This is a genomic window from Methanosarcina subterranea (genome assembly GCF_055385895.1).
Genome location: NZ_AP042426.1, coordinates 2,585,379 through 2,611,162, shown reverse-complemented (window position 1 = coordinate 2,611,162; position 25,784 = coordinate 2,585,379). Strand labels below are relative to the sequence as shown.

Genomic DNA, 25,784 nt, shown 5'->3' with positions numbered 1-25,784 from the left:
AGGAAATCAGAGTTTAGAAAAATAGTGAGGTAAAAACCTCAAGATTCAGATTTATTGCAGTTTGAGTGGTTTTACAAAGGTATATTGTAAAACACGCTTGCCCGAAAGAGCAATTTATTACTTTATTGCATCAGACTGCAAGAGCACTACTCACCTGCCTCTTTACTTCGTAAAGGCTCTGGCGTGAGTCAAGGAAATAAAAACGTTCCAGCAGAATCTGTTCTTCCTTTAGCCTGTTTAGTGCATATCTGACTGTGCGTGAAGGAAGAATTGTTTCACGAATTATATCTTTCTGTGTCATCTGCCCTTTTGCCTCAAGGGTTTTAAATACCAGCTTTGCAGACGGGGGCAGTTTTTCGAGATTTTCGTACCTAATGTCATTTAGATTGTTATTCACAGATCCATTTTCAACAAAAACGATCCCTCATAGTAGATCACCATCGTCATAGAAGAGTTCTTTATTTTTAAATCTTTTGGCTCGCATCCAGTGAGTGGACACAAAAGGAATAGTTTTCGTCCCAATAATACAAAAATAGTATTGTTAATACTAGTTATTAACACAAATGTATCTTCCAGTATCCGGAATAGAGAAATGCCCTGATAAGGTTTTCAAGGATTTTTTCTCAAATAAGGAATTTTTTTCAAAAAACTGAGAAATTAGCTCATAATAATCAGATCAAATTTTCCATCTACACATAAAATTGCAAAATCGTGGAAATCCTTCATATTATCTGACATCTCTTCATAGACTGAACGAGAGACATAAATGATTATGTGGCTTTTTATCAGGATCGGGTTTAAGTTCCAGGTAAAGATCCTTAAAAATTTCTATTAGCGTTTTTAAATTAATACGCCTGATTATCCTGATGTGGCCTGTTCCCTTCGAATCAATCATAATTCGGTAACTTTTGTTCTCTTTAACATCTCCATTACTTAATCCCATTATCCTTACCAGCAATGTATGATCTTCATTTAGGGCATTAATATATTCAATTCACAATTGTGAACTACCCTTATTACTTAAGTTATAAAAACATTGCGTCTCCACATTGAACCTTACATTAAGTCTCATTCTTATGCCCGAAAGAATATCACTTAACTTAAAATTATCAATAAACTATAAAATTACCCAATGTCAAGGATCTAGCTGTGTATCTACGCAGAAAAAAAATTGAGATTTAAAATTACAATATCTGTATATGGTTCAAGGGCTGAAATAACCTGCCGCTACTAAAAAATAATTTCAGAAGCAAGGTGTTTTGAGAAAAGTTAAGAAGCTCGAAACCCCTGCTGTATAGAGAGTATGGGAAGCTACAACAGAAGTTTGACAGGTGAGCTGTAAATATGTTTCATGCTTCCGAGCTTACTGGTGTTATTCCTCCAATGCTGCTTTTTATCTCTTCTTCACGCTCCCTGAGGAGTATGTCTGACCAGCTTTCAGCCCATATTTTGAGTTCATCAGATTCGAGGGGTGCAGGCACATATTTATTATCGTTATTTAAAATGCCTCTTGCAAGTTCTCTGTACAGCTCAGTTTGTTCCGATTCCGGTGCATGCTCGACTACAGTCTGTCCTCTGAGTTCGCTTCTTGTAACATCAAGCGAACGAGGTACGTACCCTGCTATTGTCGTCTTTGTCTGAACTGCAAAGTCATCTATTATGTCTCTTTGAATCTGCTGGTTCATTGAATTTGCAATTATGCCGCTAAACAGTGCACCACCATTATTTGCATATTTCCTTATTCCTTTGAAGAGATTATTGGCTGCATATATCGCCATGAAATCCGAGGATGCGACTGTGTAGACCTGCTCTGCAACACCCTCACGGATAGGAATTGAAAATCCTCCACAGACAACGTCTCCAAGCACGTCGTAGATTACAACATCAGGTTTGAATTCCTCAAAGACATTTTTCTGCCTTAAGAGCTCAATTGCAGTAATAATGCCTCTGCCGGCACATCCGATCCCGGGCTCCGGACCTCCTGCTTCCACACAGAGGATCCCATTGAAGCCTTCATAAACGATATCACTGACTTCAATTCTGTTTCCTTTTCTTAAAGCATCAAGAACTGAAGGAATTGATTTTCCTCCCCTCAGGTTATTTGTGGAGTCGCTCTTTGGGTCACACCCAATCTGCATTACTGTAAGGCCCAGGTCCGAAAGAGCCGCTGAAAGATTAGAGGAAGTAGTTGATTTTCCGATTCCGCCTTTTCCATAGATTGCGATGTTTCGTGCTTTTGTCATGTCATCACCATACGGAGAAACAGACAAATCCGATTTGTATGCTTACACTTCAGCAATAATTGACATGGAAATTCTGTTTTTCTTAATTTTGCGGCAAAAATCTCTGCTATTCCTCTGTTCATTTTTCCAAAATACTGGCAGAAGGACAGATAAAAGGATAGATAAAAATATATATAAAAAGATAGATAAAAGAATAGATAAAGGGACAGATAAAAGGACAGATATTAAAAATGAATTTAAAAATGAATTAATGGAGTGAATCTGCCTATCTGCCAGACCTGATCAAGTTCTGCTCTATTTGCATAATTCACTTTATATCTTCTTTTAAACAGGAACACACTAAGTAGGCAAACGATACAGGAACCTATTTCAAAACCATGCATTTTTGTGCTTTCTTTTCCGAAAATGTTTAGACTTTTCTTTTGCTCAGATATCTGTTCAACATTTGTTGCGTACATTTATTGTAGCTAACTTTGAATCCGTACCATTTGCATTACTTACCGTCAGACAGGCTGTATAGTTTCCTGCTGATAAATAAGTATGAACCGGGTATTGCTCGTTTGAAATAGCTCCGTCTCCAAAATCCCAGTACCATGTATTCGGTGTTCCTTCACTGGTGTCAGAAAAAGAGACGTTCAGAGGTGCAGTTCCTGAGGTAACATTGCTGGTGAAATTTGCAACAATATTATTTGATGTATTTGAGAGATCATAGAGATAAATATCTCTTACTTCTTCAAAATCCGGATCATTGCGACAATCTGCATATACGATTTTATCGCCATAGACAGATGGAGCAAAAGCAAGGTCACTGGTAGTTATGCGAGTTGTCCTGGCAGCAGATATCTCATATATGTAAATATCCTTACTACCGCCGCTATAAGGGTCGCCGATTGTATATACTATCCAGTCACCATAGATTGCCGGCTGATACGCGTCTCCATTATTAGTAACCTGAGTTGTTTTGTAGGAAGCAATATCATAAATATATACGTTGCCTGATTCCGTCCATACTACGACATTTCCGCAAATATCGAGCTCGGATTCGGGTATTGAGCTATTTGTAGTTGTTATTGTGTCTGTTTGTTGGGTAGATATGTCATGTAAGTAGATATCATAACCATTGTCGCCATTCTCCTGCGACCACACCACTTTTTCTCCGTAGATGGCAGGAGAGCTGTAAACTGCAGCGATCTTAGTTTCATTATGGGTATTAAGATCGTAAAGATAAATACCATCATTTTCGTGATCCTGTCCATAGTAATAGTTATTAGTATAAACTATGTAATTGCCGTAAATATCAGGGCTACGCCGTTCAGATGCTATCATAGTTTCATTATTTGTAGAAACGTCGCACATATAAACAGAGTCGCCATCATCCCCGGTCCATACGACCTTATCCCCATATGCATTAATTTTGCCTACTACCGAATTACCAACAATATCTGTTCGTTTTCCTGTAGTCAGATCATAAGCATGTACATCATTCCCGGCAATTTCTGTCCAGAAAACATGGTTAGCAGAGATTGCTGTCCTCAGTGTTAATCGCTCATCCTGCGTGAGTTGAGTTTCTGTTCCAGCCGAGACAACTGTCGCTGATGCGATAATAATTAAAAAAATTACAAGTATTTGTCGAGCTTTATTTTCCATATTCCATCCCCATATACCATTGAAAAGAGTCTAAATATGTTTTTGACTTATCCTGGTAGTATATGTTATTTTATTTAATAATTATAAATATATTTGTACTCGTGATGATCAGGTGATCTGTTAATTTATAAGCCTGATGAGAACAAATTTTTCCGAAGACTTTTAGTAATAACTTTAATTGATTTTTGTATAATTATTTTAATTATTGTACAGTAAGCTCAGCGTAATCTTCGGTAACTGGGACCTGCCCGAAAAGTTAACAATGACATGTTGCAAAAGTAGGTTGTTCCCTAACATTCGGTTAAATCATTTCAAAATGAGAAATCATTTCAAAATGAGTTTATTAATGAGTTGATCCCAAAACTCATAACTACTTCTCTTAATTGCGAATTTGAATAATCAATAGAGTTTTTGACGACGGAAAACAGCTCTGAGATTATTATTGATTTTAGAGTAAAGCTGGTTTTGGGATGAGCTCAATTTTTAGCTTTTTCGTTTCTCAACTCTGTAAGTTCACTGGAGTAGATTTGCTTCAGGCATGAAAAAGCAAACATCTGGTGCATTGGTAATAAAAACTAAAACTGGAAAAGTACGGAGGTTTTACTAAACATTTGCATCAACAAAACAAGGAAAAAGAAACTTTGTCAGTTAATATATAAGAAAATCGCTTGTTCTTATTTTGAATATTTTTTGATCGATAACGAACTCTGAATCTGTTGAATGAACTCTCAACCTGTTGAATCGGCAGCAGAAGCAGGAGAGTTAAGAGTTAGCAGGAATAGTAACCTGCTAACTCCCGATGAAAGAAACAAAACCCGATCGTCGGTGACAGTAAGAGCTTATAGAGCTTACATAGTACCGGTATCATTCGTCTCTAATTGGTAAAAATGGTACTCATATGGTTGCCATGTATCATTGATGGTTCCATCAGTAACATTCACCGTTCTGTTCTCCCATAAGACATCGTACATTCCGTCTGGCACGCCTGTAATTGTTGCATTATTTGCCCTACCATTTGCTTCAGTAAAATCAAGCATACTTGACGACACAACTAATTTTCTATCGTCTGCATCAGTAAATATGTAGGCTGTAACCGCATCGATTGTGCCACCAGGATCCGAAATTATATTTGTCCTGCCGCTGGTTACGTTTGTTGTCAGAAGTGTCCGGTTGTCGTTCATAATCCAGGGCCAGACCTGTTCATATTTAGGCTTAAAGCTTGTCCATCCGGTATAGCCTGGAGTATCTTCTGCATATTTATAAGCATATGAGAAAACACCCTGTGCTCCACCTAAAATTCCCATCACAATCTGACTTTCGTGACGATCAGCCACTTTTTGCGTAGTATTCAGGTCCGGGTCTAAATCATTCACCTCTATAGCCTGACCAAATGCTTCTGTTGCTACATATACGGTTTTTCCTGCATTTTTCCAATCTGGGGCATTGGCAATAAGATTACCATATACCCAGGCGTGCGGGCGTTCAGGATGAAATTTCGTGTAGGTAGTAAAGTAACAGACATCCAGTCCTGGAATAAATTCCTCATCATCAGGTCCTGTCTGCATATCACCTAAATAATCGCCAGCAACAGCATTGGGGAAGTATTTCTTCATACCTGTATACATGCTGATAAGCGTTGAAGGACTTCCTTCCTCGTCAGGCAAATACACACCATAGAAATCATCATCAGTAACACCCATATCCCTGACCTCTTCCCAGAAGCTTTCAGACTCCATTTGTGGGCCGCCAGTAGCTACCAAATATTTCGAAATTCCCAGTTCTTTGCCTCTATTAACGTTATCAACAAACTGTTGTGGAGTTATAGAAGTGCTCCATCCAAGGTGAACAAGCGTAGCGTTATCTGTTAAAAATTGGGTACCGGTCTCCCACCCCATCATTCCATATGCCGGGGCTGTACCACGCGGATACGGAGACTCATTATTGGTAGATGAGTCATTATCCGAAGCATTTTGCTCTCCATATGTCTGTGCAGCAGATGAGCTGATAAGTAAAAAACAAATCAGGACTGCTGAAGTCAAAAATATTAAGTGTAAATTATCCTTATTTCTCATTTATTTCCATCCCCCATTCTATCTTCTATTTGGTCGTGTATGTGAGTTATTCAGTGATTATTATAAAATTAGATATTATTTATAATTACAGGCGCATGCTACATCGATTAAGAGCTTATCTGAAAAGTGGAATAATTGCGATGCAAGGTGATATATAGTAATGACAAAACGAAAAATCAGACACAAATATGAGATCTCTGATAATTATGGGAAAAAGAGCACTTTTTATATGATTTTTTAAGAATTGTACATTATTTTTAAGTCATTAGATTTAAAGAAGATTGTAAGAAAAATAATCTTGTAGTTAATAGAGAGAATGATATTAACAGTAAACAGTAATATATAATTTTAAGATAGTTTTTATTTCTGTATAATAAAGATGAGAGAGCTTGATTTAAAGGGAAGTTTGAGAGTAACATCCAAAATTTGAGAAAACCAAATTTAAAGTAAATCTATTAATTCTTCTTTGCTTAAACCAGTTTGATGAAGAATATCGATAAGTGTCCCCCTGGCAAGTCTTTTATGTAAAGGAACAACTGTTCTGTAAGTCCCATCAATAGTAATTTTTTGCAGTGATACATGACTTCCTTTTTGCCTTACAATGACAAATCCAGCCCTCTCTAATACATTTACAAGTTCTTTTCCAGATATTACTGGTAATTTAGACATGGGCAACTTCCACAAAAGTCAGGTAAGGTTTGGAAACTTTTTGAGGAAGGTCTTCAGTTCCGAAGCTCTCAATATACAGTTCTATAGATTCTTTAATATTTTTTTCTGCTTCTTCAAGGGTTTCGCCTTGAGAAGTTACGTTGAGTTCAGGACATCTTGCAATAAAGAAGTCATCTTCTTTTGTTATAGCTACGAGAAATTGTCTCATGGTTGGTTCCAAGCCTAGTTTTCATCTGTGTTTCATTAAGTATTTGTCGCAATTCTATTTTATTTTAATGTATAAACTATGTAAAAATTGCAGAATATATAAACGGGTATATTGTACCGTAATATCGATAATTATATTATAATGGTGATAAAATTCTACTTTGTAATGGCGTTTTTTTGCTGCATCTGTAAAATTCGTACTGCGGAAACAATGCGGCACATAAGAACAGATTTTCAAGAGATGCTGTACAGGATATGATAAGGAGGGAGGTATTAACGATAAAATTGTTTTCACCCGACAGGGTGATTTTTGAGCCCAGATCCCTGGACTATCCCCTTGGACGGAAAATATACGACTATTTTGAGGGCACCTCAACTGAAATCATAAAGGCACCCATTCAAAAGATATCCTCTATTATTCCGGGAACTACTGAAGGACAGAGGTATGCAAGTGGCAAGAAAACCCTTGTTGTCACAGTTAAGAAAAGCCTGAAATTTGATGTATGCAAGCCGTCAGCCGACTTTGAATTTTCTCTGGTTACCGGCTGCCCGGCAAGCTGCGAATACTGCTACCTGTATACCACGCAGAGCAGCAAGCCTTATCTCAGAACCTATGTAAACCTGGAGGAAATATTCGATTCCATCAAGAAGCATATCGTCCGAAACGGCAACCGGCTGACTACCTTTGAGGTGGCAAGTGCGGGAGATCCCCTCGCCATCGAGCACATCACCGGAAGCCTTGCAAGGACGATAGAGTTTTTTGGAACACTGGACAACGCCAGGTTGCGTGTAGTAACAAAATTCAACAATGTGGAGCCTCTACTCGGTTTGAAGCATAACGGTCGGACACGCTTCCGCGTAAGCATCAACTCCAGGTATGTTATAAAGAATTTTGAACACAATACCGCCAGCTTTGATGAAAGGATCGAAGCGGCTTCAAAGCTCGCTGAAGCAGGGTATCCTATCGGTTTTATAGTGGCTCCCATCATGATATATGACCGCTGGAAGGAGGAATATCTTGAACTGCTTGAAAAGCTCAGGAGCAGGATTGATACGGGCAAATCCGCCGAACCCGTCACCTTCGAACTCATCCAGCACAGGTTCACTCCCGTCGCGAAGAAGTTCATACTGGAGCATTTCCCCAATACCAGCCTGGACATGGACGAGAGCAAACGCACCCTGAAATTGGGAAAATTCGGCAGGTACAAGTATGTCTACCCCAGGGAGGACGCGGCAGAAATCAAGGAGTATCTCACTTCCCTGATCGAGGAGAGATTTCCGTATGCCAGAATAGTATATTTCACATGATACTTTTAAAAAAGAGGGGACGGGGGTATGTCAAGAGAACGGTTCCTCTGACATATCTCTACCTAATGCGCGTTATCCTGTATCTTTCTTTTCAACACCTCATGCAGTGCAGTGCCGTGATAGTGATTTATTATAAGACTAAACCTCTGGACCATCAATAATATATGGTTTTATTTTCTTTTGAACAAGAATACGCTAATCAGGCAGACAATACCAGAAGCTATTTCAAAACCTGGCATTTTTGTGCTTTCTTTTCCAGAAGCATTTAGGTTTTGATTTTGCTCAGATATTTGTTCAACATTTATTGCCGTATTTTCACTGGTAGATTCATTTTGCGTATCATCCACAGCTAACTGTATTTCATTCTCAGTTATTTTTGTCTTACCTGTTATTGCAAATGGAGAGAATCCAGGGGTTCTTGCTGTGAAATACAGATATTTGTCGTCTTCTTTTAACAGACTGACTGGCAGTTGTTCCCATGTTTTGTTGCTGTACCTGTTTAGGGTTATTGAAGACTGGTCGATATTTTTGTCTTGTGCCCAGGATTTTTCAACCTTGAAGTAAATAACCGCGTTTTCAAGATTATTTTCATCACTTCCGTACCCGCCGTTTCCAGCCCAGATATTCAGGTAACTGTAGACCTCTCCCTGGGGTGCATCAGGGGTAAGAGTGGATTGATTTTTCAGCATCTCAACAATAGTTGTTGTCTTGCCAGCGGTCTTTTTTGAGTCAAAGCTTATATAAACAACAGCAGTGGCATTCTTTGTAAAATTAAACTTCACAGTTTTTCCGTTTGTGATGAAGATCTGGGAAAGTTCCTTGACCTCAACGTTTTTTGCAGGTTCAGGAGAACCGCCTGCGCCCTCACTTCCGCCACTACTACTGTGGCTGCTTCCTTCACTTGATTCGCTATCATCGCTGGAACTGCTTTCCAGCACAGTTATTGTAGCAGTTTTAGACGCAGTCACATTTTTATTGCTTGAAGTCAGGTTAACAACATAGTTTCCTGGTAATTCATAAGTGTGTATCGGATTTTGAAGGGTTGAAGTAGCTCCGTCTCCAAAGTCCCAGTTACATTCGGTTGAATTTTGTAATGGATCAGTAAACTGGACAGTCAAGGGAGCATTCCCACTGGTTACATTGCTACAGTTCACTACAGGAAGTGCTGATCCAGCTTCTTCAGAAACAGTTATTGTAGCTGACTTCGAATCCGAACCGTTTGAGTTGCTTACTGTCAGACGAGCTGTATAGTTTCCTGGTGATAAATAAGTGTGAACTGGATCCTGTTCGTTTGAAGTAGCTCCGTCTCCAAAGTTCCACTGCCATGAATTCGGTGCTCCTGTACTGACGTCAGTGAAGGAGACGGTTAAAGGTGCAATTCCTGAGGTAACATTGCTGGTAAAATTTGCAACGATGTTATCTGATGTTGATGTATCTGAGAGATTATACAGATAAATATCTCTTACATCCGGATCTGTTTCCGGATTGCGAGAATCTATGTATATGATATTATCGCCATAAATAGACGGACCATGTGCACTACTGGTAGCTATGCGGGTTGTCCTGGCAGTAGAGATCTCATAAATGTAGATGCCTCTATTATCCCCTGAACCACATTCACATGCTATCCAGTTACCGTAGATTGCAGGTTCATATGCATTTCCGCTATTAGTGATCTGAGTTTTTTTGTTGGAAGCCGTATCATACATATATAGGTTGTGCGATTCTGTCCATACTACGGTATCTCCGTAGATATCGAGTTCGGACTCGGTTATTGGACTATCTGTAGTTGTTATTATGCTTGTTTGGTTAGTAGATATATCATATTTGCAGACATCATAACCATCGCTACTGTTAGCTTGAGACCATACAACTGTTTCATCATATATGGCAGGATAACCGTAAACAGTGACGATCTTAGTTTCATTGCCAGTATTGATATCGTACAGATAAATACTATCATTTTTGTGATCTTGATCGTAATAGTTAGTATATACTATGTAGTTTCCGTAAATATCAGGGAAGTTCCCAGACGGTGTTATCTTAGTTTCATTACCTGTAGAAATGTCGTACACATAAACAGCTTCACCACCGTCACCAGCCCATACGACCTTATTTCCATATGAAGCAATCTGGTTGTATGCAAAATGACCAGAAATATCTGTTCGTTTTCCAGTAATTAGATCATAAGCATGTATGTCATTTCCAGTACTCTCTGTCCAATAAACGTAGTCGCCATAAAATGATGTTCCCGATGTTAACCGCTCATTCTGCGTGATCTGAGTTTCTGTCCCAGCCGATGCAACTGTTGCTGATGCAATAAAAATTATAAATGTTAGAAGCATTGTTCGAGCTTTATTTTTCATATTCAGCCCTCAAATGTGCCATTGAAAGGGTCTAAGTATATTTTTGATTTAGCTTTGCAGTACGCGTTATTTAATTGTTATAAAAATATATTCATAATTGTTAGATTAACCAATAATTTGTCAATATATAATCATATTCAGAATATATTTATTCAAATAGCCATATTAATATTACAAATTGATTTTTTGCTGTAATTATTACAGTTACTTTACGGTGTGCTCAGCGTAATTTTCGGTGACGTGGAGACTATCCGAAAAGTTAACAGCTGCATGTTGGAAAAGTCGGCTGTTCCCTAATATTCGGTTGATATTATTTACAAAACGAGTTAGTACTTTTCAGTGTTTTTTGTTTCTCAACACAGTCATTTAAAGCAAAAACGAAAAACGTAAAGATCTACTGTTAAAACACCGATAAATGCATAAATTTACTGTTAAAACTTCTGAATAAAATATAGAGCAAATTTAGTACAGAAAATTTGATTCGCTGCCTTTTTTGATAATATTTTAAAGATATTAACCTGAAAAAAGCAATTCTTGAAATAAAGGAATACTTTCAACTTACTTGGCAAAGAATAATGAATTTGAGATCGCTTTTAGAAACAAAGGTGAATATAACAGTGATGAGATTCAAAGGGCTTATTAAATGTGCTCAATACTTTGAATAACTTAAACAGTTACCCACCTTAAATATCAAAATTTACTTATAATTACTGAAATTGTTTACGGAAGGTATAAGATGATTTGTGTATGTGGAGCAAATTGTGATGGATGTATTCATTTGAATGACGAATGTGCCGGTTGTAATGCAATTGAAGGCAAGGTTTATTGGGCCCAGTATATTGGCGCTGATATTTGCCCTGTTTACAAATGCGTTAAGGAAAAAGGTTATCGAAATTGCGGCGATTGTTCACAAATCCCCTGCGAACTCTGGATTTCTTTAAAGGACCCTTCCTGGAGTGAAGAGGAACATCAAAAATCAATTCAAGACAGACTTTCAATCCTGAAATCATGAAAACGTAAACATGCGGTAAATTAATACTAAAGTTTCAGCAGATATTGTTTTATGCATGTACGGGTAAAGGGCAAAAATGACTATTACATCAATTAAAAACACTAACAGAGGAATTAGGATATGGCTATTAAGGATGACCAGATGAAACTGAATATTGCCCATGTCTGGGATATCTCATCCGAGACCTACGACGACAAGGAAGGGCATGGAATCCATAGTGAAATTGAAAGGGAAGCATGGAAAACCCTGTTTAAAAGTCTGCTTCCCTTAGGTAGGCTGGAAGTGCTCGATGTAGGCTGCGGGACAGGTGAAATCGGGCTTTTATTTGCAGAACTGGGTCATCATGTTACTGGGCTTGACCTATCGGAGAAAATGCTTGCAAAAGCAAGAGAAAAAAAATCCCAGAAAATGTTTGACAGTGCTTTCAAAAAAGGAGATGCTGAAGATCCGCCTTTTGAAGCAGGAACTTTTGATGTTGTTGTCAACCGTCACTTACTGTGGACCCTTCCACACCCTGATATTGCAGTCAAGAACTGGAAGAAAGTGCTCAAGGACGGAGGAGTGCTTATCGTCATAGATGGGCTCTGGAATGATGGTTTGATCGAGAGAAAGACAAGGCAATTTATAGGTGATTTCTTAACTTTGCTTTTTGAGAGAAGGTATCCTAGAAGAAGATATTACTCCAATGAAATAAAAAATGAACTTCCAAACCCCAATGGAGTTCCACCGGAAAAAACATTTGAATACTTCAGGAAGGCAGGGTTTAAAAATATTAAGGATCTGGACCTAAAAGAAATCACCAAAATTCAGATGAAAACAATGTCTTTCCGAAAAAGAATAGTCTTCAATCCTCGATCCCATTTAATATATGGAGAAAAGTCAGTGTATCTAATTTGTCTACATAGTCACAAATTTCATGAAGTAATTGATTAGAAAACTCTACACTTAAAGAATTATCTATGGTAGTTAGTTATAGAGTACGTTGTTGTTATGATGTGACCTCTCAAGCCTGTTTTAATTTAAATGTAAAAATTATTCTCCATGAGGTTAGAATATTCATAGGTTTTACTAGAAAATCTATTCATAAGGGATACGGATAAGAGCTTATCCGAAAAGTCAGACAGACATGGGACTCTCACAAATTTAGTAAGTTATATATCTGAAGTTCAGAGGTTAATCAAAACTTAATTTTAAATACTGAACGCAAAAAATATATTATAGGACTAATTTCGCGAGTAATAACTTAAACTCAAGGCTCGAGGACGCATGACAGTCAATACTGCCATTAAATCAAGCGACCAAAAAGTAAAGGATGCAGTGTATTTCTCAAAAATTATTAATCAGCATCTTCCAAAACTTACACAGGAGTATAATATCAATTATCTGGAGATTTTTGGTTCTTACATTCGCGGGAAACAAAAAGAGGATAACGACCTCGATATTCTTGTAGAATTCTCTAAAAAACCTGACCTCCTGGAATTCATTGGGCTCAAGCAGGAGCTTTCAGAAATACTCGGTGTAGATAATTTAATTTTTACTTTCTAACTGTTCAGTGTATATGTATATTATTATACAGTTGAGGTTTATTATACAATTGAGGTCGTCCTAAACATGGATGAAATAAGGGAATTATTTCTTGGTTTAAGATTTTTACTTAAATTTACTTAAATTTACTTCGATTTATAAAAACCGCTAAATGTTGGAGGTTCTTAGTTACAGACAGGAACACCAATAAGTGGACTTATTTTTCAGTACTTTATACATTCGTAAAGGCTTCAACACTATCAGTTACCATTATTTTTCTCCTTGATTAGCCTGCATGCACTCAGGAGAGCAAAAACGTGCATTTGGGCTTTTCGATACAAAAAGAGCACCGCATCTTTCGCAGGTGAATTCTTTTCCTTCCGTTAATAGCACCTCCGTGTCCTGAAAATCCCGCACTACTTCCTGTATAAATTCTGAAGCATCTACAGAAGTATCTGGAGATTCTTTATATTCTTGATCTCCTGCAGAGGTATCCAAAGATTCTCCAGAATCCTGATCTTCTGTTACTTGCGGTATCTCCTGCTTTTCCTGCTTGCACTGGTTAACCTGGGCTTCCTCGCTAATTAAATCCGGATCATTCGTTCTGATGAATTCAATGATCGCTCTCCGCGCAATTTGACTTACGACTAATTTATTGAATGTATTCCTGGTATTATAGTCATTTATTAAGCTTTTCAAATCATCCGGCATTGTAATTGTCATCCTCACTGTCATATTCTGCCCCCTTGGTCATTATTGTTTATACTTATCTTACAATTATATTAGTATAGAAGGAAATAAATCTTCGGACCTTAATTAATTGCACCGGATATCAGAACAAAATAAAAAAGAGGGCAAAAACCTCGACTCAGGTTTCTTCGAGTAATGTCCTGATCAAAAAAATTTTTGCCGTAAGCCGCATGCTTGAAATTATCGGGGAAGCAACAAAACATATTCCTGAAGCGGTAAGAAAGGAACATCCATTTGTTCTCTGGAGAAAAATGATAGTGATCAGGGAAGTTATAATCCACGCTTATTTTGGTGTAAATTTGAAGCATAACGGTCGGACACGCTTCCACGTAAGCATTAGCTTCATGCAGGTTATACAAAATTTTGAACAGAGTCCCGCCGGCTTCGACGAAAGTATCGAAGCGGCTTCAAAGCTCGCTGCAGCAGGGTACACTATTGGTTTTATAGTGGCTCAGATCATGATTTATGACCGCTGGAAGAGGAATATCTTGAACTGCTTGGAAAGCTCCGGAAAAGGATTAATATGGGCAAATCGGCTGAACCCGTCACCTTCGAGCTCATCCAGCACAGTTTTACCCCCGTCGCAAAAGAGTTCATACTGGAGTGTTTACCCAACACCAGCCTAGACATGGACGAGAGCAAACGCATCCTGAAATGGGGAAAATTCGGCAGGTACAAGTATGTCTACCCAAAGGAGGATGCGGCAGAAATCAAAGTGTATCTTATCTCCCTGATCGAGGAGAAATTTCCGGATGCAAAGATTGAATATTTCACATAATACTTTCAAAAAAGGGGAGATGGGGTATACATGGGGACTTTTAAGAGGAGGTTGTTGGAGAGCTCATCCCAAAACCGATTTTATTTTCATATCAACAAGAATTTCAGGATCATTTTCCTAATCAGAAGATCGATTGATTATTCAAGATTTAAGATTTAGGGACTTAATCCTGAGTTTTGGGATCAGCTCGGAAGTAATTCATGGCTAAAAAAGTTATATCCAATTTTAGAGGGATGTACTACCTTATTTTGTATGGATAAAAGTATCATTTCATTTTCTTGAGTGGGAAGGTCTCAACATCTAGTCGAACTTTTCTTTCAGTATTCTTAGTTATTATCTAATATATAGTTGCAGTAGGCTATAATATTTTCAACTTTCTTTTGTTGATTTTTAATATTTGATTTTAAAAAAGCAGTATTAGTAATTATTATCTAACTTATTTATTTATATCATTAATAGTATATAAATATCAATATCGGCTTATTATATTCAATCAACTATAATTAATATTTATATACGTCGTTAAATGTTTATAGTACGAAACCGTATTAATTATTAGTAAAACTTAGAATTTTTACTTAGGAATATTAAAAAATATAATTTCAAGTATACAGTCACTGATATTGCTCTTGGTAATTATTTAAAAATTGAATAATAGATCCGTTCTCAGAGTGAAAACTTGAAGTTATTTCTTTAGCCATTCCTAAGCTTATTAAGAATTAATTGGAAAAATAAAATAATCTAGTAAATAATTGACGGGAGATACAAAATGAGAACAGTTAAAAAAGGAATCAAAATGGCAGACACCCTCTCACGTGAGGAGTTCCAGCAACATGTTATCTCTAAAGCAGGGTCAAGCCCTGAGTTCAAGCAAGCATTAATAGATAATCCGAATCAAGCAGTCGAACAACTGGGCCTGAAAATTAATGCAGGTGTGAATCTTAAAGTCGTTGAGGAATCTGCTGATGTTATCTACCTGGTATTGCCCCAAAAACTGACTGGAATGAATGGTGGGTGTATCGGATGCGATGGTGTAGGAGGCTGCGGATTCTGTGAGTGTAAAAGCAGTATAGGTAATAAATTAGACATACGTTAGAACTATGAAACCATCCATCTATAATTTCGTCTGGTCAACCGATGATCCAGAAAAGGCAATGATTTTTAACAGTCTTACTACAGCACTAGCTGAAGTTAGAAAGAGCCGCATAGATTTATTGAATGTTCCTCAGTTTGATTATGCTCTCTTGCCAGAAAACAAAAAGCAGTTTGTTGATGAGCTGCGAAAGGGAGGATTTATCGTTGACGACACTGCTGATGAGCTGAGAATGGTCAAATTTGCCTACAGCAGTGATAAGTATGACAGCGCGCTGGTCAGATTGGTTATTGCTCCAACTTTAACTTGTAATTTTGCCTGTAGCTATTGTTTTGAACAAATAGATAAAAGTCAAAATAGCAAGGATAGCCAAAATGTTTTCATGTCAGACGAGGTAAAGGACGACTTATTGAAATATATTGAAAAAGTAGTTAAGACTGGAAAAGATATATTCGTAACCTGGTATGGCGGAGAGCCACTCCTGGCAAAAGAAATTATTTTTGATTTATCTCAGAAAATAGTTGCCATTACAGAAAAGAATAAAGTTGGATACTCTGCTGGCATGATCACGAACGGATACCTAATTTCGAAAGATTCTGGCATCGCAGAGAATTTTAATAAGAGCAGAATTCAGTTTGTCCATATTACCTTAGACGGACCCCGCGAAGTGCATGACAGTCGCAGAATGCTTAAAGGGAACAACGGCCCAACATTTGACCAGATTCTTGAAGGGATTAAACTTCTGAAAGCAAACGACATTGAAGTATATGTTCGCGTAAACATTGACCGATCCAATATTGACAATATAAACAGACTCCTGAACGTGTTAAAAGATAACAATCTGAGTGACATATTCATTTACCTGGGCCATGTTATACCTTATACAGCCGGATGTAAGTCGTATGAGAGTTCCTGTATATTGACAGAAGAATTCTCTACAGTAAACCAGGCTTTCAAGAATAATTTAAGTCTAATGGGATTCGAGACAGGTATAACATCCTTTTATCCAAGATTTGCCCGGGCTTGCGATGCCAATCGGACCAATGCTTTTGTGCTTGATCCTGATGGAGATATGTACAAGTGCTGGACTGAAATAGGTAATAAGACTGCAAGCATTGGTAAAATCGGTGACCTGACACAACAAAATAAGGAGAAGGGAAATCACGAGATTCAATGGCTGACCTGGGAACCTTTCGAGTATTCAGACTGCATAGAATGCAAGATGCTACCCATCTGTATGGGAGGTTGCGCCCATCAGGCCATGTTTATTAATAAGGGTCGACCCGAATGCAAGGAATGGAAATATGGTCTAGAACATTATGTCCGGTCCAGGTTTTCCTATTTGAAGCTTCTGAGAGCAACCACCAATAACTCTTGCTGATATGACCGAAAAACGACTGTAGCTCAGAACCTCATTTTTAATACAAAGTGTTTATTTTATCTGATTTATCGTACCTTTTTCAGATTGGCTTTTTTGCAGATCCTCTCTTCTGACATATCCTGCCTGATGCGCGCCGCTCCATCCACTTCTTTTCAGTACCTCTTGCAGTGCTATGGTGGTAATTTATATTGATTTTTTCCTCTTTTATGATCCTGTCCCTTATCTTCTTTAAAGTGCTCCTGTATTTTATTCCTAATTCTCTAGCTTCTTTTGGGCTTAAGTTTAAAATTTTCTGTTTAGTCTTTTCCTCATCAATAAAAACTTGGATTGTTCGTGAGTTATTGATAAAATCTGAAAAAACCAAGCACACTACCTATATGTGGGTAAAAACGTGGGGAGAGTCTTATGATTGCTATTTTCAATGATTCACCCCCACGACCAAAAACTTGAATCCTAGTAATGTCTAAAGGTTGATCTTCGATATTGTTGGCTTCTTTCCCTATGTAAACCAATCCATCAGCCTTAATATGTTTTCTTTCTAAAACTCCTGTATTTCCATCAAACTTGTTTTCAAGATATTCGACATACTGCAAGATGGTCCTGCTCAAAGGTTTGAAATATTGAGATTTTTTTTGATTTCTCCAGTCTAATCAATAAATATCTCATAAACCATCTTCTGATAATCTTTTGTAAATGGAACCAGAATCTTAACAGCCTTATCATTTTCTTTAATTGTCTGGAATCCTACAAGGAAGAAGTTAAAAGGTTCAATCTGTTCTTTCCATTTTTTTCCCCTGATTCAGTTTCTTGAGCCTGTTCAAAACATTAGAAATACTAACAATAAGCCTGAGAATTGCATAAAGCTTTTCTAGTAAAAATATAAATTTATCCTTAGGGGTAATATAAGGGGAATATAATAATTAAAAGCCTGCGCATATCCTTTACTTTCCAGAAACAATCGATTTTTCGGCTGCTTTAATTGAAAAATGAAATAAATGCAATTTTCTTAAGAGGTTATAGTATAATTGGACATTATAAGGAGGCGATGTTCTGGTTATATTTTCAGTTGTGATCCCTCTTTACAATAAAGAGCCACATATTAAGAGAGCATTAGATTCTGTTATAAGCCAGACAATTCAGGATTTTGAAATAATTGTAGTAAATGACGGGTCAACAGATAAAAGTGCAGATATAGTAAAGAGTTTCAATGATGCTAGAATTCGATTGATCAACCAAAAAAATGCAGGTGTCTCAGTAGCACGTAATAGAGGTATCAATGAAGCTAAAGCAGATCTTATAGCTTTTTTAGACGCGGATGACACATGGATGCCAAATTATCTTGAAACAATCCTGAAGTTAAGGGTAAAATATCCATATGCAGGCCTGTATGCAACTTCAATGAAAACTGAATTAGATGAAGAATCAGGAGAGCCTGTTCCAAATGACGGATTAATATTAAATTACTTTAAAGTATGCATGACCAAAGATGTAATAAAACGTGCTTTATTTAATACATGTTCAGCAACAATTCCTAAAAAGATATTTTCAGAAATTGGAGGATTTCAATCTAGCTTCTGGTGGGGCGAAGATGTTGATATGTGGGGTAGAATTGCCCTAGAATATCCGATTGCGTATAATAACCAGGTATGTGCTATTTATTATCAAAACGTTGTCAATAGTTCTTCAAAAAGAAGAAGGCCTGTGAAGATTCATCCTTTTGTAAAAACTGGAAGAGAGGCTCTAAAGCTTGGTTCAGTGCCAGATGGAGTTATAATAGATTTAGAGGAATATATACAACATATTGAAATGTACACAGCAAAACATAACATACAAGCTGGTGATAAAAATCTAGCTTTCAACCTTCTAACCAGAAATGATTTCAAACTAGCCTACAAAAAAATATTGCTTAGCGTAATTATCTTAACAACCATCGAAAACAATTTCCCAACATTTTCTAAATTTGTATTTAAAAATAATGTTTTTGCGGGAAATATATTAAAAACACAACCTAAAAAACATAATTAAACAATTTATTTTTACTCTCAGTGATTTTTGGTAATATCTTTCTATTCAATTTGCTGTTTTCCTGAATTAAACTCTATATGTACAGCTTGCTTTTGTGTTACCCGTTTAGGAGCATCTAAGGCTAATCGCCGTCATTTTAATGGCGGGATACAGCCGTCAACTTCTATATAACAACTTTTATTTAAGTAAAATTACATTATACTGTAATATGCCTAAAGTTAATCGTTATAGAATCTATCCAACAAAATCACAGATTACAGAACTTAATTCTACTCTGGAACTTTGTAGATGGGTTTATAATGAAACTCTGGCATTAAGAAAAAACGCCTGGGAATCAGAGCAAAAGCGAATCAGTTATTATGATTCTAAGAAAATGATTCCTATCTGGAAGAAAGATAAACCAGAACTCAAAAATGTTCATTCTCATACCCTTCAAGATGTAACTATGCGTGTTGATCTAGCCTTTCAGGCTTTTTTCCGTAGAGTTAAAGCAGGAGAGAAGTCGGGATATCCCAGATTCAAAGGAAAAGGTTGGTACGACAGCATTACTTACCTGCAATCAGGTTTTTCCTTAAATGGAAATACATTAAGCCTCTCAAAAATCGGAGATATAAAAATCAAACTGCATAGACCATTTGAAGGAAACATTAAACGCTTAATTATACGGAGAACTTCAACCGGAAAATGGTTTGTATCAATACTTACTGATGTTGAAACTTATCAACCACTTAAAAAATCTGATAAGTCAGTAGGTATTGATGTTGGAATTCTTTCCTTTGCTACATTATCAAATGGAGCGTATGTTCCCAATCCTAGATTTTACATACAAGAAGAAAAGGCACTGGCAAGAGCTAACAGGAAGTTATCTAAAGCGGAAAAAGGAACTCCTGAAAGAAAGAAATGCCTTAAAACATTATGTAGAGTCTACGAACGAATTTCTAACAAAAGAGAAGACTTTACTCAAAAACTCAGTAAAAGTCTTGTTGATAATTATGGTGTAATCTGTTTTGAAGATCTTAACATTAAGAATATGTCAAAAAATAACAATCTGGCTAAACACATTCTTGATGCTGCCTGGAGTAAACTTGTAACTTATACTTCCTACAAAGCTGAAAACGCTGGTAGAGAAATAGTTCTTGTAAATCCTAAGAATACCTCTAAGATGTGTTCAAGTTGTGGTATGCTGGTAGAAAAAGACCTGTCAGAAAGAACTCATAATTGTCCTTTCTGCGGTCTATCTATCAACCGTGATCTTAATGCTTCTATTAACATTCTCAGACTGGGATTGCAGTCTGTTCGTAAAACCGATAGATGCCCCTCATTTTAATGAGGGGAGCAGTCACCTGGCTTATCTGCTTATCTCTTCCAGGCACCTATTCATAAAATGCTTATAAATATAAACTTCTTTAGATGTTATCTTAAACCCCCTGAAATCAAGTTTTCTCATTCTTTAACTCTTTCCAAAATATGGCTGTTAGGGATGAACAGCTTATCACTTTTGGCGTTTTGCTTCATGTAACGCAGAGTCCACTTAGAAAACCCTTACTTTTTCCAATCAGAATAAGAAATATTCAGAATCTTTCGCCTTACTTCATGGGAGTCAACCCTGAAAACCTTAATTTACTTCTTATTCCTTGCAGTGCATAATGTATCATCAGTAACCAGAAACACCTCTCACACTCGGAGCAAGTATTCACAGGTTTGTCGTTTATCACATGATTAGCAAACTCAGGGTCAGCTAACATGCCCCTGCCAATGGCAACAAAATCCGCATAATCGTTTTCAATTAAAAATCGAACCTATTCTTCCGTGCGGATTTCATTGACCGCAATAAAGGGAATGTTTACTTCTTTTTTAATCTTACATCCGCTATAGGTAATAGGGCTGCATATGAAACCTTCCGGAACCGGGTGTACTGGAGCTTGCATGCCAGATGAAATGTGCAATAAATCAATACCGGCTTTTTCAAAGGTTTTAGCTACTTCAATGCCATCCTTGCTTTCCGGTAGATATTCACCCATGCGCACGCTGACAATAAAATTTTTATGAGTACTGTTCCGAACCTCTGGTAGAATTTCTATTAGAATTCCTGTCCTGTTTATAGCATCGCCACCGTATTGGTCTGTTCGACGATTGTAAGAAGTATCAAGAAACTTGCATAAGGTGAACCCATGGGCGGGCGAAATGATATTCAACGCCGTCAAAACCTATTTCACCGGCATGGAGGACTGCCTGCTTCATGTTCATCTGCATCGAACAAATTTCTGCAGCTGACAACTCGTTAATATTCATATTGCCGCAATGAAGCTGCAGCATTATCATCGCATTATATTCATGGCTGCTGCTTGCAATTTGCTTTAAAGCTGTAATATCATCTGGCGACCACATGCTGTGGAATCTACAGCACCAAATACGCTGGTGGCCTGCACAATAATAAGACCGGCGCCACCTTTTGCACGCTTCGTATAATGTTCAATGTGCTGCTTACTATAATAAGGTCCATGATCTCTATGAAAGGAAAAGGTAACCATAGGACCCATTACAATTCGATTTTTAATATGATTCCCACGAATTACTAATTCATCTGTTATCTTAGCCATTTTATTTCCTCGCTAATTTGAGATTCTAGATTCTCAATGAAAGATACAACAGCTTCAGGTTTGAGGCATAAAATGCATGAATCTCTTCACCTTTCATCAAAGATAGAAATAACTCATATTGGATCCAATTTTTTCTCGGAGCGAGAGAAAATTGCAGTGTTCAATAAATACCTGAATAGTTACGATTTTTCAATGACTTTTTATTGGCAAGAGATAGATAAAATAACAAAATGGGACTAATAAAAGAAATGATCATAGGGAAAAAATCGCATTGTTTCAGCCATATTCTACAGGCCATATGGTAAAGATTAAGCATGGACAGCTCTGGTAAACAAGGATTGGCTCTGTGTTTTGCTGGGGTATAATTCTAGTATTTGACAAAATAGGAAAAAAGAGAAAGTTATTAATAATACTTGACAAATCTGTATAAGATAATACTTATACACTTATAACATGAGGCAGGTTAATGAAAGATCATATAAAAAACATGGCTGAAGTTCTCAAATCCCTTGGTGATGAGAAAAGACTGAAAATAATAAAAATACTTGCTTCGAATATTGATGAAGCTTTTTGCGTTTCTGATATAGCTCAACAACTTGGCATCTCTCAACCTGCCACATCTCAACATATAAAAGTATTAAAAAATGTTGGGATTCTTGAAGAAAATCGGAGAGGTTTTAGAGTTTTCTACACAATTAATTCTGATGTGTTGGCTGAGTATAAAAAAGACATAGATGAATTGTTTAAAAAAGCCTTTGAGAGATGCCAATATAATTTCTCTTGTGACAAATGTCCTTATAATAACAAGTATCAGTAAGCGGATATAGCGTCTATTATAAGTGTTCAAGTATCGGTAAGCGGATATAGCGTCTATTATAAGTTTTTGCTTATATTCTTATAGAAAATGGAGGTGTACTTGCATGAACTAATTCACAATTGCTACTATTCATACTATCATCAAGGGCAATATTTGAAAGGATACCGCTTTGTGACTATTTACAAAAACCAAGGAGAGGTGAACATACTTTGATAAAAGATTCGTTATTAGAAGTTGATGAAGTAAAAATAACAATAATCATGGACAATACAGTCGATGTATTTATGACAGGTAATGAAATTGTACACAGGTTTAATTCAAGTTCTAATCGCCCACTTATAGCAGATGATGGTTTTTCACCAATTGTAGCAGAGCACGGTTTTTCAGCAATGATCCAGGCTAAATGCGGAAATAAATAAGGAACTGTATTATTGGATACAGGTATGAGCCCGGGTGGCATTTTACATAATATGGCTGCCTTAGGAATTAACGTAAATGATATGCAAGCAATTATATTCAGCCATGGTCACGCTGATCATACTATGGGGTTGCCTGGTATAATTGAGAAATTAGGATCGCATCAAATACCCCTTATTTATCATCCGGATGCTCTTTTAGACAGAAAGATTATAATGCCAAACGGATATGAATTGAACATCTCGCCACCAAAGTTGACTGCTTGTCAACAGGAAAAAATTGCTTTTATTGAAAAAAGCGATCCAACCCTTCTAGTTGATAACATGGTTCTCGTTTCCGGTGAAATTGCTCGAACTACTGATTTTGAAACAGGATTCCCTATCCACTATACAAAACGTAATGACCAATGGGAAAATGATCCAGTAATAAAAGATGATCAGTGCGTTATTGTAAATGTTCGGGAACAAGGATTAGTTGTAATTACAGGTTGTTGTCACTCTGGAATTGTCAATACCATCCGCTATGCTCAAGCTCTGACTAATAACCAACAAGTTTGTGCCGTATTAGGCGGTTTCCACCTAACAGGTGGGATATTTGAAAAGATAATTCCTGCTACAATTGCTGAATTGCAAAAAATTAATCCAACCTATTTGATGCCTGGTCACTGCACTGGTTGGTCTGCTATCCATCAAATTGCCCAAGCAATGCCTAAAGCATTTATACCAAACAATGTTGGTACCACATTAGTTTTCAAAGCTAAATAAATATAGAACTTACGCGGTTGAACTGGAAATCAATAGCATTAAACCTTCAACTGTGCAAAATATGGATTTAGCTTCAACGTCTGTTGTACTTGATTTTATCTCTCAAGTGCGTAAGTCCTAAAATATAAAAAATTATATCTTCTCTTCAACTTGCATGGTAAAAAGTAAATTTCTCATGAATGATGATATTTAAAAATTTAACCAAGCTTGAAAAACATATCCAAAAAAACACATTAAACTTTATAACTGCGCCATACAATTTCTGCATATGTTTCTTGCATATGTTTTTAACTGAAAGATCACCATTGAATTTGAAGAGGATACAAACTTACTATTGGTCATCAGTTAAGGAATTTTCTTGTTTGTATACAATCGATTTCGGACCAAAAAAGTCCAAAACTTCGAATACCAACTCTGAAATTGATATTTAGTCCCAGCTTCAAATAAATGAGCATCTTGGAGAACTTTTGTTGAAATCAGTGCAATTTGTCATGATTCCCCGCTTAACCGAAGATGCATGAAATAACAGTGCAGGTTATTGAGAATATGTCAGTTTCTAATAAACCGCAGTAGAGCACATCGAAGCCGCAGTAGAGCACATCGTTGCAATTGGATGTTTGATAGGAATCGAGCAGATGAACATTTCAAAAGATCACCGGAATAAAAGAGTATGAAGCGGGGAGAAAATGTGATGGCACAAAATTTCTTGGAGAGCCATATATTTTGAAAGGAGTGTAAAATGATGAAAATTTTAAACCTGTATTGTTCAATTACCGGTAATACTAAAAAAGTTGCATTGCAGATCGAAAAAACGGTTAATTCATTGGGTATGATGGAGGTCACTACTATAGAGGTAACCAAAGATAGTGATCCAAATGCATTTGATTTACTTGATTTTGATTTTATTTTTATGGGATCGGGTGTGTACACGTGGCTACCTCCACAAGTAATGATTGACTTTTGTAGGGCTATGCTGAAAAAACATGTTGACAGAGGTGATGTTAAGAGTTGCGCTCCAAGAATTGATAAAAAAAGAGCCGTAACCTATAGTACCTTTGGCGGTCCCCATACAGGTGTAAATGAAGCTATATTTGCACCCAAATTCTTAGGGCAATTACTTGATCACCTTGGTTTTGAGGTAGTAGCAGAATGGCTAATTGAAGGCCAATTTAACAGTAAAAATGAATTCTATAGACGCTTTAATACAGAAGGGCGAATGGGAAATATTACAGGACGACCTGATGAGAATGATTTACAACGTGTTGCAAACTGGGTTACAGGAGTTTTAAAAGTATAAGATGCTCTGTATGTATACAGCCCGATCGGTTTTTGGACTATCTGAGTGGTAGGCAGAAAAATTGTGTAAAGCTCCATTGTCAGATAAAATTGAACATGACAATGGAGCGATAGCAGAAAAAAATCATCGTAAATTGTGCCCCGAAAAGGGAAGATTAATTTTTCTCTATTTGCGGGCGGCGCTCCTTAAGAAAAATTTTATGATCAGACGTTACGTAATTTTCTATGGTTCATAAGAAAGTTTCTATCCTCGCAACAAGCTGAGGAGGCATTCGAATAAAGTAGGTTTTGTATGTAAGAGAGAATACTTTTATGGAAATACTGAACAAGCCAGAAAATAAAATTTCAGAAAAGCCGGAAAAAATCCTGGTGACCATAAAATTTGATCATAGCATAGTAAATGTAGTTGATTTCGGATGTGGTTACGGAACTTTTACCATACCTGCATCAAAGACTATAAAAGGAAAAAATATATGCGATTGATATCGAAAACGAAATGGTAAAAAGAGTCACCGAAAGAACAAGTAGTGAGAAACTAAAAAATATAAAAGCAATGCTCTATGACTTTATTCTTGAAGGTTCCGGGCTGGAAGATCAGAGTGTGGATTATGCAGTGCTTTTTCAATATCCTGCATGCAGAAAAACCGGAGGAACTTCTTAAAGGAGCTTACCATATCTTAACGCCAGAAGGTAAATTAGGTGTTATACACTGGAACTATGATCTGGAAACTACCCGGGGCCCGCCAATGGCTATACGTCCCAGACCCGAACAGTGCATCAAATGGGCTGCTGAGGCGGGGTTTAACTAGAGAACA

The 25,784-nt window shown here is 37.0% G+C and carries 29 protein-coding genes and 1 pseudogene; 17 read left to right on the top strand and 13 right to left on the bottom strand.

Features of this window, described 5'->3' with window-relative positions:
• Positions 1-130: 130 nt before the first annotated feature.
• On the bottom strand, positions 131-397 hold the full coding sequence (locus tag ACZ5A8_RS11530) for a winged helix-turn-helix transcriptional regulator (RefSeq protein WP_464529144.1): 267 nt from the start codon (positions 395-397) through the stop codon (positions 131-133).
• Between the two features lie 952 nt (positions 398-1,349).
• Positions 1,350-2,243 (bottom strand): nucleotide-binding protein, encoded by an 894-nt coding sequence (locus ACZ5A8_RS11525; protein WP_464529142.1) that lies wholly within the window; start codon positions 2,241-2,243, stop codon positions 1,350-1,352.
• On the opposite strand from ACZ5A8_RS11525, the gene ACZ5A8_RS11520 reads away from it, so the two are divergent.
• Positions 2,242-2,502, top strand: coding sequence for a hypothetical protein (locus ACZ5A8_RS11520; protein WP_464529140.1), 261 nt, complete (start codon positions 2,242-2,244; stop codon positions 2,500-2,502). The genes ACZ5A8_RS11525 and ACZ5A8_RS11520 overlap by 2 nt on opposite strands.
• 179 nt (positions 2,503-2,681) lie before the next feature.
• Here the strand turns inward: ACZ5A8_RS11520 and ACZ5A8_RS11515 are convergent, their stop codons facing one another.
• The 4 genes from ACZ5A8_RS11515 to ACZ5A8_RS11500 all read right to left on the bottom strand — a co-directional run bounded on the left by ACZ5A8_RS11515 (position 2,682) and on the right by ACZ5A8_RS11500 (position 6,851).
• Positions 2,682-3,890: a PKD domain-containing protein gene (locus ACZ5A8_RS11515; protein WP_464529138.1), complete on the bottom strand. Its 1,209-nt coding sequence runs from the start codon at positions 3,888-3,890 to the stop codon at positions 2,682-2,684.
• 848 nt (positions 3,891-4,738) lie between these two features.
• Positions 4,739-5,962, bottom strand: a complete 1,224-nt coding sequence (locus ACZ5A8_RS11510) for a hypothetical protein (RefSeq protein WP_464529136.1) — start codon at positions 5,960-5,962, stop codon at positions 4,739-4,741.
• 441 nt (positions 5,963-6,403) lie between these two features.
• Positions 6,404-6,631 carry a type II toxin-antitoxin system HicA family toxin gene (locus tag ACZ5A8_RS11505; protein WP_464529134.1) on the bottom strand — a complete coding sequence of 76 codons (228 nt, stop codon included), beginning with the start codon at positions 6,629-6,631 and terminating at the stop codon, positions 6,404-6,406.
• Positions 6,624-6,851, bottom strand: coding sequence for a type II toxin-antitoxin system HicB family antitoxin (locus ACZ5A8_RS11500; protein ID WP_464529132.1), 228 nt, complete (start codon positions 6,849-6,851; stop codon positions 6,624-6,626). The genes ACZ5A8_RS11505 and ACZ5A8_RS11500 overlap by 8 nt, the downstream gene beginning before the upstream one ends.
• Positions 6,852-7,123: 272 nt before the next feature.
• Here ACZ5A8_RS11500 and splB point away from each other — a divergent pair, with 272 nt between their 5' ends.
• The gene (splB, locus tag ACZ5A8_RS11495) at positions 7,124-8,146 is read left to right on the top strand and encodes a spore photoproduct lyase (protein ID WP_464529130.1); all 1,023 of its coding nucleotides are present in this window, start codon (positions 7,124-7,126) and stop codon (positions 8,144-8,146) included.
• Positions 8,147-8,316: 170 nt separating this feature from the next.
• On the opposite strand, the gene ACZ5A8_RS11490 is transcribed toward splB, so the two are convergent.
• Positions 8,317-10,512 carry a PGF-pre-PGF domain-containing protein gene (locus ACZ5A8_RS11490; RefSeq protein WP_464529128.1) on the bottom strand — a complete coding sequence of 732 codons (2,196 nt, stop codon included), beginning with the start codon at positions 10,510-10,512 and terminating at the stop codon, positions 8,317-8,319.
• A gap of 736 nt (positions 10,513-11,248) precedes the next feature.
• Between ACZ5A8_RS11490 and ACZ5A8_RS11485 the strand changes: the two genes are divergently transcribed.
• From ACZ5A8_RS11485 to ACZ5A8_RS11475, 3 genes are all read left to right on the top strand, one after another.
• Entirely contained in the window at positions 11,249-11,524 is a 276-nt protein-coding gene (locus tag ACZ5A8_RS11485) for a DUF3795 domain-containing protein (RefSeq protein WP_464529126.1), read from the top strand.
• Positions 11,525-11,644: 120 nt separating this feature from the next.
• Positions 11,645-12,457: a class I SAM-dependent methyltransferase gene (locus ACZ5A8_RS11480; RefSeq protein ID WP_464529124.1), complete on the top strand. Its 813-nt coding sequence runs from the start codon at positions 11,645-11,647 to the stop codon at positions 12,455-12,457.
• A 333-nt stretch (positions 12,458-12,790) separates the two neighbouring features.
• Positions 12,791-13,069 carry a nucleotidyltransferase family protein gene (locus ACZ5A8_RS11475; RefSeq protein WP_464529122.1) on the top strand — a complete coding sequence of 93 codons (279 nt, stop codon included), beginning with the start codon at positions 12,791-12,793 and terminating at the stop codon, positions 13,067-13,069.
• A 249-nt stretch (positions 13,070-13,318) separates the two neighbouring features.
• On the opposite strand, the gene ACZ5A8_RS11470 is transcribed toward ACZ5A8_RS11475, so the two are convergent.
• Positions 13,319-13,783, bottom strand: coding sequence for a hypothetical protein (locus ACZ5A8_RS11470; protein ID WP_464529121.1), 465 nt, complete (start codon positions 13,781-13,783; stop codon positions 13,319-13,321).
• A gap of 62 nt (positions 13,784-13,845) precedes the next feature.
• Here ACZ5A8_RS11470 and ACZ5A8_RS11465 point away from each other — a divergent pair.
• From ACZ5A8_RS11465 to ACZ5A8_RS11455, 3 genes and pseudogenes are all read left to right on the top strand, one after another.
• A pseudogene (locus ACZ5A8_RS11465) lies at positions 13,846-14,576 on the top strand (HepT-like ribonuclease domain-containing protein).
• A gap of 769 nt (positions 14,577-15,345) precedes the next feature.
• Entirely contained in the window at positions 15,346-15,672 is a 327-nt protein-coding gene (locus ACZ5A8_RS11460) for an NHLP leader peptide family RiPP precursor (RefSeq protein ID WP_464529119.1), read from the top strand.
• 4 nt (positions 15,673-15,676) lie between these two features.
• Entirely contained in the window at positions 15,677-17,050 is a 1,374-nt protein-coding gene (locus ACZ5A8_RS11455) for a radical SAM protein (protein WP_464529117.1), read from the top strand.
• A gap of 79 nt (positions 17,051-17,129) precedes the next feature.
• Here ACZ5A8_RS11455 and ACZ5A8_RS11450 read toward each other — a convergent pair whose 3' ends face one another.
• A complete protein-coding gene (locus tag ACZ5A8_RS11450) occupies positions 17,130-17,414 on the bottom strand; it encodes a hypothetical protein (protein WP_322225740.1) in 285 nt (94 codons plus the stop codon).
• On the bottom strand, positions 17,389-17,643 hold the full coding sequence (locus tag ACZ5A8_RS11445; RefSeq protein ID WP_464529115.1) for a hypothetical protein: 255 nt from the start codon (positions 17,641-17,643) through the stop codon (positions 17,389-17,391). Before ACZ5A8_RS11445 ends, ACZ5A8_RS11450 begins: the two co-directional genes overlap by 26 nt.
• Positions 17,644-18,118: 475 nt before the next feature.
• Between ACZ5A8_RS11445 and ACZ5A8_RS11440 the strand changes: the two genes are divergently transcribed.
• Both ACZ5A8_RS11440 and ACZ5A8_RS11435 read left to right on the top strand, forming a co-directional pair.
• Complete coding sequence (locus tag ACZ5A8_RS11440) at positions 18,119-19,075, top strand: glycosyltransferase family 2 protein (RefSeq protein ID WP_464529114.1); 957 nt, start codon at positions 18,119-18,121, stop codon at positions 19,073-19,075.
• Positions 19,076-19,283: 208 nt separating this feature from the next.
• The gene (locus tag ACZ5A8_RS11435; protein ID WP_464529112.1) at positions 19,284-20,402 is read left to right on the top strand and encodes an RNA-guided endonuclease InsQ/TnpB family protein; all 1,119 of its coding nucleotides are present in this window, start codon (positions 19,284-19,286) and stop codon (positions 20,400-20,402) included.
• A gap of 472 nt (positions 20,403-20,874) precedes the next feature.
• On the opposite strand, the gene ACZ5A8_RS11430 is transcribed toward ACZ5A8_RS11435, so the two are convergent.
• The 3 genes from ACZ5A8_RS11430 to ACZ5A8_RS11420 form a co-directional block, all read right to left on the bottom strand.
• Positions 20,875-21,270, bottom strand: a complete 396-nt coding sequence (locus ACZ5A8_RS11430; RefSeq protein WP_464534110.1) for an oxidoreductase — start codon at positions 21,268-21,270, stop codon at positions 20,875-20,877.
• Positions 21,221-21,367, bottom strand: a complete 147-nt coding sequence (locus ACZ5A8_RS11425; RefSeq protein ID WP_464534266.1) for a hypothetical protein — start codon at positions 21,365-21,367, stop codon at positions 21,221-21,223. The genes ACZ5A8_RS11430 and ACZ5A8_RS11425 overlap by 50 nt, the downstream gene beginning before the upstream one ends.
• 65 nt (positions 21,368-21,432) lie before the next feature.
• Positions 21,433-21,675 (bottom strand): oxidoreductase, encoded by a 243-nt coding sequence (locus tag ACZ5A8_RS11420; protein ID WP_464529111.1) that lies wholly within the window; start codon positions 21,673-21,675, stop codon positions 21,433-21,435.
• A 466-nt stretch (positions 21,676-22,141) separates the two neighbouring features.
• Between ACZ5A8_RS11420 and ACZ5A8_RS11415 the strand changes: the two genes are divergently transcribed.
• From ACZ5A8_RS11415 to ACZ5A8_RS11385, 7 genes are all read left to right on the top strand, one after another.
• On the top strand, positions 22,142-22,492 hold the full coding sequence (locus ACZ5A8_RS11415) for an ArsR/SmtB family transcription factor (protein WP_464529110.1): 351 nt from the start codon (positions 22,142-22,144) through the stop codon (positions 22,490-22,492).
• Between the two features lie 119 nt (positions 22,493-22,611).
• Entirely contained in the window at positions 22,612-22,911 is a 300-nt protein-coding gene (locus ACZ5A8_RS11410; protein WP_464529108.1) for a hypothetical protein, read from the top strand.
• Between the two features lie 12 nt (positions 22,912-22,923).
• Complete coding sequence (locus tag ACZ5A8_RS11405) at positions 22,924-23,673, top strand: MBL fold metallo-hydrolase (RefSeq protein ID WP_464529107.1); 750 nt, start codon at positions 22,924-22,926, stop codon at positions 23,671-23,673.
• A gap of 739 nt (positions 23,674-24,412) precedes the next feature.
• Positions 24,413-24,970, top strand: a complete 558-nt coding sequence (locus ACZ5A8_RS11400; RefSeq protein ID WP_464529106.1) for a flavodoxin family protein — start codon at positions 24,413-24,415, stop codon at positions 24,968-24,970.
• Between the two features lie 311 nt (positions 24,971-25,281).
• Complete coding sequence (locus ACZ5A8_RS11395; RefSeq protein WP_464529104.1) at positions 25,282-25,452, top strand: hypothetical protein; 171 nt, start codon at positions 25,282-25,284, stop codon at positions 25,450-25,452.
• Between the two features lie 13 nt (positions 25,453-25,465).
• Complete coding sequence (locus tag ACZ5A8_RS11390) at positions 25,466-25,630, top strand: hypothetical protein (RefSeq protein WP_464529102.1); 165 nt, start codon at positions 25,466-25,468, stop codon at positions 25,628-25,630.
• Complete coding sequence (locus ACZ5A8_RS11385; protein WP_464529100.1) at positions 25,578-25,778, top strand: hypothetical protein; 201 nt, start codon at positions 25,578-25,580, stop codon at positions 25,776-25,778. Before ACZ5A8_RS11390 ends, ACZ5A8_RS11385 begins: the two co-directional genes overlap by 53 nt.
• The last annotated feature ends 6 nt before the right edge of the window (positions 25,779-25,784 follow it).